A 13,781-nucleotide genomic window follows, 5' to 3' on the forward strand; every position below is an offset into this window, starting at 1 on the left:
CCGCCGGTCGCTCTACCCAACGACGCTGTGTAGTTGATCGGCGTTTACCATCGTGGAGTGCCCTACCTCCTACGGAAGCTCTACGGCGTGTTCCTGCGCCTCGTGGCCTACCTGCCCCTGCCCTCGCTGCGGGTACAGCGGGTGCTGGCGTTCATCGCCATCCTCACCCAGGGCGGCATAGCCGTCACCGGTGCGGTGGTCCGAGTGACCGGCTCCGGGCTCGGGTGCCCCACCTGGCCACAGTGCTTCCCCGGAAGCTTCACGCCGGTCGGAGTATCCGAGGTTCCGGTGCTGCATCAGGCAGTCGAGTTCGGCAATCGACTGCTCACCTTCGTGGTGGTCATCGCCGCTGCGGCGGTCGTTCTCGCTGTCACTCGCGCGGCCCGGCGGCGCGAGGTGTTGCTCTTCGCGTGGTTCATGCCGCTGGGAACCGTCGTGCAGGCCGTCATCGGTGGCGTCACCGTGCTGACCGGCCTGCTGTGGTGGACAGTGGCCATTCACCTCGTGGTGTCGATGGCAATGGTCTGGCTGGCTACCCTGCTGTTCGTCAAGGTGGGTGAAACCGACGCCGCGCCGAAGTCGCTGCCCACCGTCCCCGCCGCGCTACGCGGGCTCACTGCCCTGTCCGGCGTCGCGCTGACCGGCGTACTGATCGCCGGGACGATGGTGACCGGTGCCGGCCCGCACGCCGGCGACAAGAGCATCGACGAGCCGGTACCGCGCCTGGGCATCGAGATCGTCACGCTGGTGCACGCCCACTCGCAATTCCTGGTCGGGTATCTCGCGCTGCTCGTCGGGCTCGGTTTCGCTCTGTACGCGGTCGGAGCGCCGACTGCCGTCAAGCAGCGGCTGCACGTTCTGGTGGCGATCGTGCTGGCCCAGTCCCTGATCGGCCTGGTGCAGTACTTCACGGGCGTTCCCGCAGTACTCGTCGCGTTCCACGTTGCCGGTGCCGGTGCCTGCACGGCTGCCACGGCTGCGCTGTGGGCATCGTGCAGAACACGCGGGCCTGCGGTTGCCGATCGGGAAGCCGACGTGGACAGGGTCGCCGCAGCGTCCTGAGGCCCGGCAGTCTTCGGGTGTCGGCTCCTCAGCCGGCTCGACACGCGCGTGTCCGAGCACAGCAGTTTCGAATCGCAGTGGAGGGGCAGCCGACCTCCCCCTCAGATGGCCGACTGCCCCTCCACTGATTTCGACGCATAGGACCGCGAGACGGTTCCCGTCGAGTCGAAAAAACTTTGCGACTCTCGTCCTACCCGACGATGGCCTGGTTGCGGGCCTTGGGGAACTTCTTCTGCCGAGCGACCCAGCCGGCCATCTTCTCGTAATGGCCCGGTGCCGGATTGACCGAACTGACCAGCTCGCGGTCCCACTCCGCCTCGGTCAGTTCGTCGAACCTGGCGACTATCGCGTGTGCGACCGCTGTGGACGGAACCACCTGGTCTCCGAGCACTCCGTCTGCGCCGACCAGCGTGAGCCGGGTTCCGGCCCGACCGATGGGTTGGATCACCACACTTGCCGAGTTGCCGTGATCGGCGAGAAAAGCCTTCACAGCCGCGAGAGTTCCCTTCGGAACCTCGTTGGACGTGTCCTTCTCGTTGCCCGCACTGTCGATTTCGGTAGCCATGCAGACACGATACCGAGGTCGTCCACCGTGGCGGCATCGGCCCGCCGAATCGCTACTGATCGGTAACTTGTCGCACCCGTCGTGGAAGCGTGCGTCCGCTCTCGAACTCACATCGCTCCCGTGTAGAACAGGGATATGCGTGCCATTCGAGTAGACAACACCGGCGGACCCGAGGTCATGGTCGTCGTGGACGTGCCCATTCCCGAGCCCGGACCGGGGCAGGTTCTCGTGCGCGTCGACGCCATCGGGATCAACTACATCGACACCTACTTCCGCCGCGGCCTGTATCCACGGTCCCTGCCCTACATCCCCGGCGACGAGGGTTCCGGAGTTGTCCACGAGGCCGGCCCTGACGTCACCGCGTTCGCTCCTGGGGACCGCATCGCCTGGGCGGCCGCGCCGGGTAGCTATGCCGAGTTCGTCGTCGTGGACGCCTCGTCCGCCATATCCGTTCCCGACGGCGTTCCGGCCGATCAGGCGGCGTCGGCGCTGCTCCAGGGCATGACTGCGCACTACCTGATCGAGTCCACCTACCCGGCGCGCAGCGGCGACACGGTCCTCGTGCACGCGGGCGCGGGAGGCGTCGGACTACTGCTGACCCAGATGGCGGTCGGAAAGGGGGTACGGGTCATCACGACGGTGTCCACCGATGCCAAAGCAGAGCGGTCGGCCCAGGCCGGTGCCGCCCACGTACTGCGGTACGACGACGACATTGCGGCCCAGGTTCGCGAGCTCACCGGCGGCGAGGGCGTCCATGCCGTCTACGACGGTGTCGGAGCCGACACGTTCGAGGCCAGTCTGGCGTCGCTGCGCATCAGAGGCACGCTGGCCCTGTTCGGTGCTGCGAGCGGACCGGTACCGCCGTTCGACCCACAACGGCTCAACGGGGCCGGATCGGTGTTTCTGACCAGACCCACGCTGGCGCATCACATACGGGACCGGGCCGAGCTCGAATGGCGTGCGGGCGATGTGTTCGAGGCGTTGTCGAGCGGCGCTCTGACGGTCGAGGTCGGCGCTCGCTACGCGCTCGAAGATGTCGCGCAGGCACATATGGACCTGGAAGGACGTAAGACGACCGGTTCGATCGTTCTCGTCCCCTGATCGGGTGCAGATGTGAGGAGGCGCTCGCTCAGGAGACCAGCTGGGCGAGCGTCTGCCAGCCGAGGACAGAGTCGACGGCGAGGCCGCAGAACACCAGCGCCAGGTATTCGTTGGACAGGATGAACAGTTTGAGAGGCTTGACCGGTGTTCCAGCCCGCACGCCTGCGTACAGGCGATGCGCCACGACGAGGAACCAAATTCCCGATGCCACCGCGATCACCGCGTAGACGACGCCGGAGCCCGGGGCCAGTGCCAACGTCGCAGCAACCGTGGCCCACGCGTAGAGCACGATGTGCTTGGTCACCTTGGTCTCCGACGCGACGGCAGGAAGCATCGGGACGTTGGCCGCCTGGTAGTCCTCCTTGTAGCGAAGCATCAAGGCCCAGGTGTGCGGCGGTGTCCACAGGAAGATGACGAGGAACATCACCAGCGCCTGCCAGCCGATCGTGCCGGTGACGGCGGACCAGCCGATCATGACCGGCATGCAGCCGGCGGCACCGCCCCACACCACGTTCTGCGAAGTTCGGCGCTTGAGCACCAGGGTGTAGACGAAGATGTAGAAGCAGATCGTGACGACGGCCAGCACGCCGCTGAGGAGGTTGGTCGTCGCCCAGAGCCAGAAGAACGAGAACACCCCGAGGACGAGACCGAACACCAGTGCGTGCGACACAGGCATCGCGCCGCGGGCCAACGGCCGCTTCTCGGTGCGCTTCATCACCTTGTCGATGTCTGCGTCGACCACCATGTTCAAGGTGTTCGCGCTCGCCGCGGCCAGCATTCCACCGAACAGTGTGGTGAGAATCAGCCACGGGTCCACGTGACCGCGATCTGCCAGCAGCATCGCGGGAATGGTCGTGACGAGAAGTAGTTCGATGACCCGAGGCTTCGTCAGCGCGACATAGGCCAGGAAGAGAGCCCACGCTCTGCGCGGCGCCGACGCCGGCGCGGCGTGTTCGGTGTCGCCCTGGTCGTCTGCTCCGAATCCGGGGCCGCCGGCGAAACCGTGTCCGCCCGGCTGCTGCCCAATTCGCACTGCGTCTCCTCGCACGACTGTCGTTCTCTGGCGCTCGGCCACTTGCCACGCGCCGTCGGGCACGCGGGTTCGTTCCTGGCGGCCGACCGATCCTGGGAGAACCCTCACGAGGACCTCGGCCACCGACGCGCACGCGGATGGTCCCGGTTCGGAAATTGCCCCCGGGAGCCGTCGAGCATGCGCCTACTACAGACGATGGTAGACGGCGGGGTTTGCACGTCCAATTCGCAGGGCACCCAAACCGAAGAACGATGCGGCGACGCCACACACGTTCGTGCTCCGACGGGGGAAGGCACGACAGTAGCGTCGGTCGGAACTAGGCTGGTGGGGGACGTCCTTCGGCATCGACTACGTTCGCGCCTCACGCAGGCGCTGTGCAGTTACCGCCGAGCGACGAATCCTCGGAGCCACAACTCGAACGAATGTCAGGAGATTTCTGCTCGTGTCGATCACAGACGATATTGACGTCCTCACCACGGCGCACCACCCCAGCGACTGGACGGACCTGGACACCCGGGCGGTCGACACCGTTCGTGTCCTGGCAGCGGACGCAGTGCAGAAGGTCGGCAACGGCCACCCCGGAACCGCGATGAGCTTGGCTCCCCTCGCGTACACCCTCTTCCAGCGCACCATGCGCCACGACCCCACCGACACCCACTGGATCGGCCGCGACCGGTTCGTACTGTCGTGCGGTCACTCGAGCCTCACCCTGTACTTGCAGCTCTACTTGGGCGGTTTCGGTCTCGAGCTCGCAGACATCGAAGCACTGCGGACCTACAAGTCCAAGACCCCGGGGCACCCCGAGTTCCGCCACACCGACGGCGTCGAGATCACCACCGGCCCACTCGGCCAGGGACTGGCATCCGCTGTGGGAATGGCAATGGCATCGCGCCGTGAACGCGGACTGTTCGATCCCGAACCTGCGCTCGGCGAGAGCCCGTTCGATCACTTCATCTATGTGATCGCCTCCGACGGCGACATCGAAGAGGGCGTCACGTCCGAGGCGTCGTCGCTCGCTGGCACCCAGCAGCTCGGCAACCTGATCCTGTTCTACGACGACAACAAGATCTCGATCGAGCACTCGACCGACATCGCCCTGTCCGAGAACACCGCCGCGCGGTACGAGGCCTACGGGTGGCACGTACAGGTCGTCGAGGGCGGCGAGAACGTCACCGCGATCGAGGACGCCATCGAGGCCGCCAAGGCCGTCACCGACAAGCCGTCGATCATCGTGCTGCGGACCATCATCGGGTTCCCGGCTCCGACGATGATGAACACCGGTGCCGTCCACGGTGCCGCGCTGGGCGACGACGAGGTCGCGAAGGTCAAGCAGGCCCTGGACTTCGACCCGGCCAAGACGTTCGAGGTCAGCGACGAGGTCATCGGCCACACTCGCAAGCTCCAGGAACGCGGCCGCGCGGCACACAACGAGTGGATGACGCAGTTCGAGTCCTGGGCAGCCCGTGAGCCCGAGCGCAAGCAGTTGCTCGACCGTCTTCAGCAGGGCACGCTGCCCGAGAACTGGACCGACGTGCTGCCCACGTGGGAGCCCGGCAGCAAGGCCGTCGCCACGCGTGCGGCGTCGGGCGAGGTCCTCAACGCCGTCGGACCCGTTCTTCCGGAACTGTGGGGCGGCTCGGCCGACCTCGCAGGCAGCAACAACACCACGATCAAGGGTGCGAAGTCCTTCGGCCCCACGTCGATCTCCACCGACGACTGGGACGCCGAGCCCTACGGCCGCACGCTGCACTTCGGTATCCGCGAGCACGCCATGGGTGCGATCCTGTCGGGCATCGTCATGCACGGTCCGACCCGCGCGTACGGCGGAACGTTCATGCAGTTCAGCGACTACATGCGGCCGTCGGTTCGCCTGGCGTCGCTGATGGACATCGATCCCATCTACGTATGGACCCACGACTCCATCGGCCTCGGCGAGGACGGCCCGACGCACCAGCCGGTCGAGCACCTCGCGGCCCTGCGTGCGATTCCCAACCTGTCTGTCGTACGCCCCGGTGACGCCAACGAGACGGCCTACGCCTGGCAGTCGGTGCTCGCCAGGTCGAGCAGCAGCGGGCCCGTCGGCCTGGCGCTGACGCGTCAGGGCATCCCGATCCTGGAAGGCACCAGCTTCGAGGGCGTCTCGAAGGGTGGCTACATCCTCTCCGAATCGTCGAAGGCCAGCCCTGACGTCGTCCTGATCGGCACCGGTTCCGAACTGCAGTACGCAGTGGAGGCCCAGAAACTGCTAGAGGCGCAGGGCATCGCGGCACGCGTGGTGTCGATGCCGTGTGTCGAGTGGTTCGAGAGCCAGGACCAGAACTACCGCGACCAGGTCATTCCGCCCACCGTCAAGGCGCGGGTGTCCATCGAGGCCGGCATCGCGATGCCGTGGTGGAAGATCGTCGGCGGTTTCGGCGAGATCATCTCGCTCGAGCACTACGGCGAATCTGCCGATGCGGCAACACTTTTCCGCGAGTTCGGCTTCACGGCCGACGCCGTCGTCGCGGCCGCGCAGCGCTCCATCACCAACGTGAAGGGATAACTCATGACCCAGAACAAAAACCTTGCCGAGCTGTCCGCCGCCGGAATTTCGGTCTGGCTGGACGACCTGTCCCGCGACCGCATTCGGTCGGGCAACCTCAAGGACCTGATCGACACCAAGAGCGTCGTCGGCGTGACGACCAACCCGTCGATCTTCCAGGCCGCATTGAGCAAGGGCGATGCTTACGACGAGCAGGTCACCAAGCTCGCCGGCGAAGGTGCCGATGTCGAGACCACGATTCGCACCGTCACCACCGACGACGTCCGTGAGGCGTGCGACATCCTCGTACCGCAGTACGAGGCCAGCGCGGGCGTCGACGGCCGCGTGTCGATCGAGGTCGACCCCCGCATGGCGCACGACGCGGACAAGACGTACGAGCAGGCCGTCGAACTCTGGAAGATCGTCGACCGTCCGAATCTCCTCATCAAGATTCCGGCAACCGAAGAAGGCATCCCCGCCATTGCCAAGGTGATCGGTGAGGGAATCAGCGTCAACGTGACCCTGATCTTCTCCGTCGAGCGCTACGAGCTGGTCATGAACGCGTACCTCGAGGGTCTCGAGGCCGCCCGCGCCGCCGGTCACGACCTCGACAAGATCCATTCCGTGGCGTCGTTCTTCGTGTCCCGCGTGGACAGCGAGATCGACTCCCGCCTGGACGCCATCGGCACCCCCGACGCCGAGGCCCTCAAGGGCAAGGCCGCGCTGGCCAATGCGCGCCTCGCGTACGTGGCGTACCAGCAGGTCTTCGAGGTGGCTCCTCGGTTCCGCGAACTCGCGGGCAACGGTGCACGTCCGCAGCGGCCACTGTGGGCTTCGACGGGCGTCAAGTCCGACGCCTACCCGGACACCATGTACGTCACCGAGCTCGTCTCTCCGAACACCGTGAACACGATGCCGGAGAAGACCATGGACGCGGTCGCAGACCACGGCGAGATCGTCGGCGACACCGTCTCGGGTAAGGGACCGGAGTCGCAGGAGATCTTCGACCGCATCTCCGCCCTGGGAATCGACCTCACCGACGTCTTCCTGACGTTGGAGAACGAGGGCGTCCAGAAGTTCGAGGCTGCGTGGAACGAGCTGCTCGAAGCTACCGAGGAGCAGCTCCGCCAAGCAGGTCAGAAGAGCTGACCTGTGCCCACCGCAGACACAGAAAACCTGAATTCCGCGGACTGGCGTAATCCACTTCGCGACGCGCGAGACAAGCGGCTCCCCCGCATCGCCGGGCCGTGCAGCATGGTCATCTTCGGGGTGACCGGTGACCTCGCGCGTAAGAAGCTCATGCCTGCGGTGTACGACCTGGCGAACCGGGGGCTCCTACCCCCCGGTTTCGCCCTGGTCGGCTTCGCTCGCCGTGAGTGGCAGAACCAGGATTTCGAGAAGATCGTGCACGACTCGGTACGCGATCATGCTCGAACTCCGTTCAGCGAAGAGGTGTGGAACACCCTTGCCGAGGGCTTCCGGTTCGTTCAGGGTTCGTTCGACGACGATGCCGCGTTCGACGAGTTGTCGCGGACTCTCACCGAGCTCGACGCCACCCGCGGCACCGGCGGAAACCATGCCTTCTACCTCTCGATCCCACCCGGCGCGTTCCCTGTTGTACTGCAACAACTTTCACGCTCCGGACTGGCCCAGGCGCAGGACGGCAACTGGCGACGCGTCGTCATCGAGAAGCCGTTCGGTCACGATTTGCAGAGCGCCAAGGAGCTCAACGCGATCGTGAACCGAGTGTTCCCCGAGGACACCGTCTTTCGGATCGATCACTACCTGGGCAAGGAGACGGTGCAGAACATTCTCGCGCTGCGCTTCGCCAACCAGTTGTTCGATCCGATCTGGAACGCGCACTATGTGGACCACGTGCAGATCACGATGGCCGAGGACATCGGATTGGGTGGCCGCGCAGGCTATTACGACGGAATCGGGGCAGCCCGCGACGTCATTCAGAACCATCTCCTCCAGTTGCTCGCGATCACTGCGATGGAGGAGCCGGTGAGTTTCAACCCCACCGAGCTGCAGTCCGAGAAGATCAAGGTGCTCTCGGCGACCAAGCTCGCCGAGCCGCTCGATCGCACGTCCGCCCGCGGGCAGTACTCCGCCGGGTGGCAGGGCAGCCAGAAAGTGAAGGGGCTCAAGGAGGAAGAGGGGTTCGACTCCGAGTCGAACACCGAAACCTACGCCGCCATCACCCTCGAGGTCGACACTCGGCGCTGGGGTGGAGTTCCGTTCTATCTGCGTACGGGAAAGGCGTTGGGCCGCAGAGTCACCGAGATCGCAATGGTGTTCAAGCGTGCCCCCCATCTGCCGTTCGACGCCACCATGACCGAGGAACTGGGGCAGAACGCACTGGTCATTCGAGTCCAGCCGGACGAGGGCGTCACGATGCGCTTCGGTTCCAAAGTTCCCGGGTCCAGCATGCAGGTGCGCGACGTCAGCATGGACTTCAGCTACGGCCAGGCGTTCACCGAGTCATCTCCCGAGGCGTACGAGCGACTGATACTCGACGTACTCCTGGGTGAGCCCTCACTGTTCCCGGTCAACGCCGAAGTGGAACTGTCGTGGAAGATTCTCGACCCGATTCTCGAGTACTGGGCCTCGGGCGGCACCGCCGAACCGTACGAGGCCGGCACCTGGGGTCCGTCCTCGGGTGACGAGATGATGCACCGCACCGGACGCGAATGGAGAAGGCCTTGATTGTCGACATTCCCGCCACCACGACGGCCGAGGTCGGCAAGAAGCTCGTCGAGGTTCGTGAAGCAGGTGGCGCGGTCACCATCGGCCGTGTACTGACCTTGATCGTCGCAAGCCGTGATGCGAGCAAGGCCGAACGGGCGATCGATGCCGCCAACGAGGCGAGCCGGGAACATCCCTGTCGCGTCATCGTCCTCATCCACGGTGATCGGTCCGCCGAGTCGAGTCTCGACGCCCAGATCCGCGTCGGTGGAGACGCCGGCGCGTCCGAGGTCGTCGTACTACGACTGAACGGCGAGCTCGCCGATCACGAACACAGCGTCGTCATTCCGTTCCTGCTGCCCGATACGCCGATCGTCGCCTGGTGGCCGGACGAGGCACCGACGGTACCGGCGAAGGATCCACTGGGCCGGTTGGCGATCAGGCGGATCACCGACGCCACCAATTCGTCGGATACCACCGCAGCGATCAAGGGACGGCTGAGCAGCTACACCGAGGGTGATACGGATCTGTCGTGGAGCCGAATCACCTACTGGCGCGGCCTGCTGGCGACTGCCCTCGATCAGGCACCGTTCGAGGCCGTCACCTCGGCCACCGTGTCGGGACTGGCAGAGGAGCCTGCACTCGACATTCTGGCCGGCTGGTTGGCGGCGAAGCTCGACGTGCCGGTCTACCGGCGAGCCGGCGAGCTCAAGGTCGAGCTGACCAGGGAGAACAGCAGTATTTCGCTGACCCGTCCGCAGACCGGAAAAACCGCCACACTGCGGCGTACCGGTCAGCCCGACGCTCAGGTTGCTCTGGCACGTCGCAACACCCGCGAGTGCCTGGCCGAGGAACTGCGGCGGCTCGATACGGACGAAATCTACGAACTCGCCCTCCACGGTCTGTCGAAAGTGAGCTATGAGTAATCAGTCGGTCCTCCGATACCTCGACGCACAAGGGCTGGTCGATGCCGCCCGCACTCGCTTCGTCGACGTTGTCGTCGCGGCGCAGGCCGAGCGCGGTGTCGCGTCGGTGGTGTTGACCGGAGGCGGGACAGGAATCGCCCTCCTCGAGGCATTGCGCGCGGATTCCGGGGCCATCGACTGGTCGCGGGTGGATATCTACTTCGGTGACGAGCGCTTTCTGCCCTCGGGCGACCCCGAGCGCAACGAGGTCCAGGCATCGGACGCGCTGCTGAAGCACGTGGACGTGCACCCGGATCGACTGTTCACGATGGCGACGTCGGACGGTGCCTACGGCTCCGACCCGGAAACGGCTGCGGCGGCGTACGCACAGACGCTGCACTCACGGGCCGACGACGGTCAATGCCCCGACTTCGACATCCACCTGTTGGGTATGGGCGGCGAGGGCCACATCAACTCGCTCTTCCCGCACACCGACGCGGTGCGCGAACAGCATCGCTTTGTCGTGGCCGTCGAGGACTCCCCCAAGCCGCCGCCGGTACGCATCACACTCACCCTGCCCGCCGTCCGGAGGGCGAAGCACGTGTGGTTGCTGGTGTCCGGTGCAGGGAAGGCCGAGGCCGTTGCCGCCGCCGTCGGCGGAGCAGCGTCCGACGACTGGCCGTCGGCCGGTGCCATCGGCGCGGAATCGACGGTCTGGTTCGTCGACGAGGCAGCGGCCTCACAGCTGGACCGGTGATCGGCTCGAGCCACAGCTGACAGCAGACGTACTGCGGCGTCGATTCAGGAGATTCACTCCCCTGAATCGACGCCGTAGTCGTTCGAACCGACGCCGTCCGAAGCACTGCCGTCCGAACCACGCATGGACTCGCCGTCGTCACCGAGTCCGCCTCGGAAGTCCGCATACCGCGATCGAGCGATCACCCGATACGCCGTCCCGTCCCGCCACGCGTCGAGAGTGTTTCTGCACGTCCTCATACCCGGTTGGACGCAGACTGTCGGCCACCGGTTCCGCGGCAGCGCAGCGAGACGTACGGTGCTAGCCGCTGTTGCGTAGTGCCGTGGCCAGGCCGTTCATCGTCAGCAGGATTCCTCGTTTGACCCGTTCGTCGTCGTCGCCGTTGCGGTATCGACGCAACATCTCGACCTGCATCTGGTTGAGAGGTTCCAGGTACGGGAACCGGTTGTGTACCGATCGCTCCAGCGCCGGGTTGTCCTCAAGCAGTCGACTGTGACCGGTGATCTTCAGATACATCCGAACGGTGGTGGCGTGTTCGGCCTCGATCATGCCGAAGATGCGTGCGCGGAGGTCGGCGTCGGGAACGAGTTCCGCATACCGAGCGGCGATGCCCAGATCGGACTTGGCCATGACCTGCGCCAGGTTGGACAGCACAGTGCGGAAGAACGGCCACTTTCGATACAGATCCGCGAGTACCTCCAGCTTGGAGTCGTCGTCACCGACCCACTCCTCGAACGCCGATCCGGTGCCGTACCAGCCGGGCAGCATGACGCGGCACTGACTCCACGACATCACCCAGGGGATAGCACGCAGGTCGTACACGGAATTCGTCGGCTTACGCGACGCCGGACGCGACCCGATGTTCAACTCGCCGACCTCGGCAACGGGCGTGGACGTGCGGAAGTACTCGACGAACCCGGGCTCCTCGTGCACCAGCCGGCCGTACGCTGCCCGAGCTTTGGCCGCGAGATCGTCCAGAACGTCGTAGGCGGCCTCGGCGCCGTCACCCAATCCTTCGAGGTCGAGCAGCGTCGATTCGAGTGTGCCCGCGACCAACGATTCGAGGTTGCGCCGCGCCATCGACGGTTCGGCGTACTTCGCTGCAATGATCTCGCCCTGCTCGGTGAGACGAAGCGATCCCTGCACCACGCCGGGCGGTTGCGCCAGAATCGCGTCGTAACTGGGGCCGCCGCCGCGCCCGACGGTGCCACCGCGACCGTGGAAGAGTCGCAACCGAATTCCTGTCTTACGGGACGCTTCGAGCAGGTCGAGTTCTGCCCGATACAGCGCCCAGTTGGCCGCGAGATAGCCACCGTCCTTGTTCGAGTCCGAGTAACCGAGCATGACCTCCTGGTTCATGCCTCGACCGGCGACGAGAGCTCGATAGATCGGAACGTCGAGAGTGGCGAGCAGCGTCGCGGCACCCTGCTGCAGGTCCTCGATCGTCTCGAAGAGCGGCACGACACCCACCGTCGACGTAGGTGCCGAACCGTCGACGCCGGGATCGAAGATCCCCGCTTCCTTGAGCAGCAGGGCCGCCTCGAGCATGTCACTGACGGACTGACACATGCTGATGATGTAGTTCTGAACGGTGTCCGGGCCCAGGTGGTCGATGGCCTCCTTGGCCGCCTTGACGATGCCCAGTTCCTTCGCAGCGAGGTCACTAAGTTGCGCGGTGGGCCCGATCAAGGGACGCCGAGTGGCGAGTTCGTGGGACAGCACCGACACGCGCTCGTCCTCGTCGAGAGACCGGTAGTCCTGATGAACCCCGGCCCAGGCCAACAGCTCCGCGACCACTTCCTCGTGGGTCTCGGAGTTCTGCCGCATGTCCAGAGCCTGGAGATGAAATCCGAACGTCTCGACCGATTGCCGCAGTCGAAGCAGCCGATCGTCGGCGATCAGACCGTCTCCGTCGGCCCGGAGCGCGCGGTCCAGAGTGTCGAGATCGTCGAGGACTTCCTGCGGGCTCGCATACGGGTTGGCACCGAGATCGATTCCGGACACCGGAACCGCGTCGAGCACCGCCCGTGCCGTTGCTGTCAGCCGGGCCCGGATACCGACAACGGCAACACGGTACGGTTCGTCGGCCCGGCGGTCGTCCGGTTCCGCAGACGCCTCGGCCAGAGCCTCCAGTTCCTCGGTGACCGCGACGAGCCGCGCGGACATCGACAACTCTTTCTCCAACGCAACCAGTTCGTCGAGGTAGTGCTCGAACGCCACGTAACCGGCCTGATGAGTGGCCGTGTGCACCACCTCGCCGGTGACGTTCGGGTTACCGTCGCGGTCTCCTCCGATCCACGACCCCGGCCGAAGTATCGGCCGCGGCAGCAGGTCGTCCTCCGGCCATCGCGCTCGCAGCGCCGCGCGGACATCGGCATTGAGGGCGGGCATGACATCGAACAGCGAGGACTCGAAGTATCGGAGACCCACTTCGATCTCGTCTTGGATGCGCAATCGCGACAGCCGAATCAGGGCGGTTTCCCACAGCGTCAGCACCTGCCGGCGAATCTGCACGTCGATCACGGCCAATTCCTTGGCGGCTCCGGCGGCTTTGCCCTCCGGGGCAGCCGACGCGACCTCGCGCCGACGCATCAGTGCGGTGATCTTCGATTGGACGTCGAACACCGTTCGACGACGCGTTTCGGTGGGGTGCGCGGTGATGACCGGGGCCACCAACGCGTCGGTCAGCGCGGCGGCGACCTGCTCGCGCGACGGAGCGGCGGCGTCGATCTTCGACCACGTGGCGTCCAGGCTGCTGTCCTGCGGCGGGTCTCCGTTGTCCAGATGAATGGCTCTCCGGCGCTCACGGTGAAGATCCTCGGCCAGGTTCGCCAGCAACGAAAAGTGGCTGAACGCGCGGATCAACGGAACAGCTTGAGCCACTTCGACATCGGTGTACCGGCCGACAGAGTCGTCGCGTTCGATCTCCGAGCGGCGCACCGCGAAGGATTCCACTCGCGCGGACTCGATGAGCTCGAAGACCTCGTCGCCCTCGTGTTCCCGAATGATCTCACCGAGGATGCCGCCGAGATAGCGGATGTCCTCCCGCAGTGGCTCGGTCAACTCTCGCCCGCGAGCTGTCGGTGTGACGAATGCCGGGGAACCGACTGACTCGTAAGAGGATTCGCTCATCCCCCCAGTATCGTCGC

11 protein-coding genes are annotated in these 13,781 nt (G+C 65.5%); 7 read left to right on the forward strand and 4 right to left on the reverse strand.

The genetic code is table 11. The annotated features are described in order from the left end of the window. Positions 1-57 precede the first annotated feature (57 nt). Positions 58-1,062 (forward strand): COX15/CtaA family protein, encoded by a 1,005-nt coding sequence (locus VF34_RS16760; protein WP_094622132.1) that lies wholly within the window; start codon positions 58-60, stop codon positions 1,060-1,062. A gap of 190 nt (positions 1,063-1,252) precedes the next feature. On the opposite strand, the gene VF34_RS16765 is transcribed toward VF34_RS16760, so the two are convergent. Beyond that, positions 1,253-1,627: a hypothetical protein gene (locus VF34_RS16765; RefSeq protein WP_027497017.1), complete on the reverse strand. Its 375-nt coding sequence runs from the start codon at positions 1,625-1,627 to the stop codon at positions 1,253-1,255. A gap of 135 nt (positions 1,628-1,762) precedes the next feature. Here VF34_RS16765 and VF34_RS16770 point away from each other — a divergent pair, with 135 nt between their 5' ends. Then, positions 1,763-2,728: a quinone oxidoreductase family protein gene (locus VF34_RS16770; RefSeq protein WP_032372461.1), complete on the forward strand. Its 966-nt coding sequence runs from the start codon at positions 1,763-1,765 to the stop codon at positions 2,726-2,728. Between the two features lie 28 nt (positions 2,729-2,756). Here the strand turns inward: VF34_RS16770 and VF34_RS16775 are convergent, their stop codons facing one another. Then, positions 2,757-3,761 carry a heme o synthase gene (locus tag VF34_RS16775; RefSeq protein WP_027497015.1) on the reverse strand — a complete coding sequence of 335 codons (1,005 nt, stop codon included), beginning with the start codon at positions 3,759-3,761 and terminating at the stop codon, positions 2,757-2,759. A gap of 442 nt (positions 3,762-4,203) precedes the next feature. Between VF34_RS16775 and tkt the strand changes: the two genes are divergently transcribed. From tkt to pgl, 5 genes are read left to right on the forward strand one after another with little or no spacing between them, the layout of a single operon-like run. Then, positions 4,204-6,303: a transketolase gene (gene tkt, locus VF34_RS16780; protein ID WP_032372782.1), complete on the forward strand. Its 2,100-nt coding sequence runs from the start codon at positions 4,204-4,206 to the stop codon at positions 6,301-6,303. A gap of 3 nt (positions 6,304-6,306) precedes the next feature. After that, positions 6,307-7,431, forward strand: coding sequence for a transaldolase (gene tal, locus VF34_RS16785; RefSeq protein ID WP_027497013.1), 1,125 nt, complete (start codon positions 6,307-6,309; stop codon positions 7,429-7,431). 3 nt (positions 7,432-7,434) lie between these two features. Beyond that, on the forward strand, positions 7,435-8,991 hold the full coding sequence (gene zwf, locus VF34_RS16790) for a glucose-6-phosphate dehydrogenase (protein ID WP_032372462.1): 1,557 nt from the start codon (positions 7,435-7,437) through the stop codon (positions 8,989-8,991). Next, the gene (gene opcA, locus VF34_RS16795) at positions 8,988-9,896 is read left to right on the forward strand and encodes a glucose-6-phosphate dehydrogenase assembly protein OpcA (RefSeq protein WP_027497011.1); all 909 of its coding nucleotides are present in this window, start codon (positions 8,988-8,990) and stop codon (positions 9,894-9,896) included. Before zwf ends, opcA begins: the two co-directional genes overlap by 4 nt. Further along, complete coding sequence (gene pgl, locus VF34_RS16800) at positions 9,889-10,632, forward strand: 6-phosphogluconolactonase (protein WP_027497010.1); 744 nt, start codon at positions 9,889-9,891, stop codon at positions 10,630-10,632. Before opcA ends, pgl begins: the two co-directional genes overlap by 8 nt. 53 nt (positions 10,633-10,685) lie before the next feature. Here pgl and VF34_RS25030 read toward each other — a convergent pair whose 3' ends face one another. Continuing rightward, positions 10,686-10,871: a hypothetical protein gene (locus tag VF34_RS25030; RefSeq protein WP_139278435.1), complete on the reverse strand. Its 186-nt coding sequence runs from the start codon at positions 10,869-10,871 to the stop codon at positions 10,686-10,688. A gap of 61 nt (positions 10,872-10,932) precedes the next feature. Continuing rightward, positions 10,933-13,764: a phosphoenolpyruvate carboxylase gene (ppc, locus tag VF34_RS16805; RefSeq protein ID WP_032372464.1), complete on the reverse strand. Its 2,832-nt coding sequence runs from the start codon at positions 13,762-13,764 to the stop codon at positions 10,933-10,935. Positions 13,765-13,781: the final 17 nt, after the last annotated feature.

Source organism: Rhodococcus sp. PML026, from assembly GCF_000963615.1.
Classification (GTDB): domain Bacteria; phylum Actinomycetota; class Actinomycetes; order Mycobacteriales; family Mycobacteriaceae; genus Rhodococcoides; species Rhodococcoides fascians.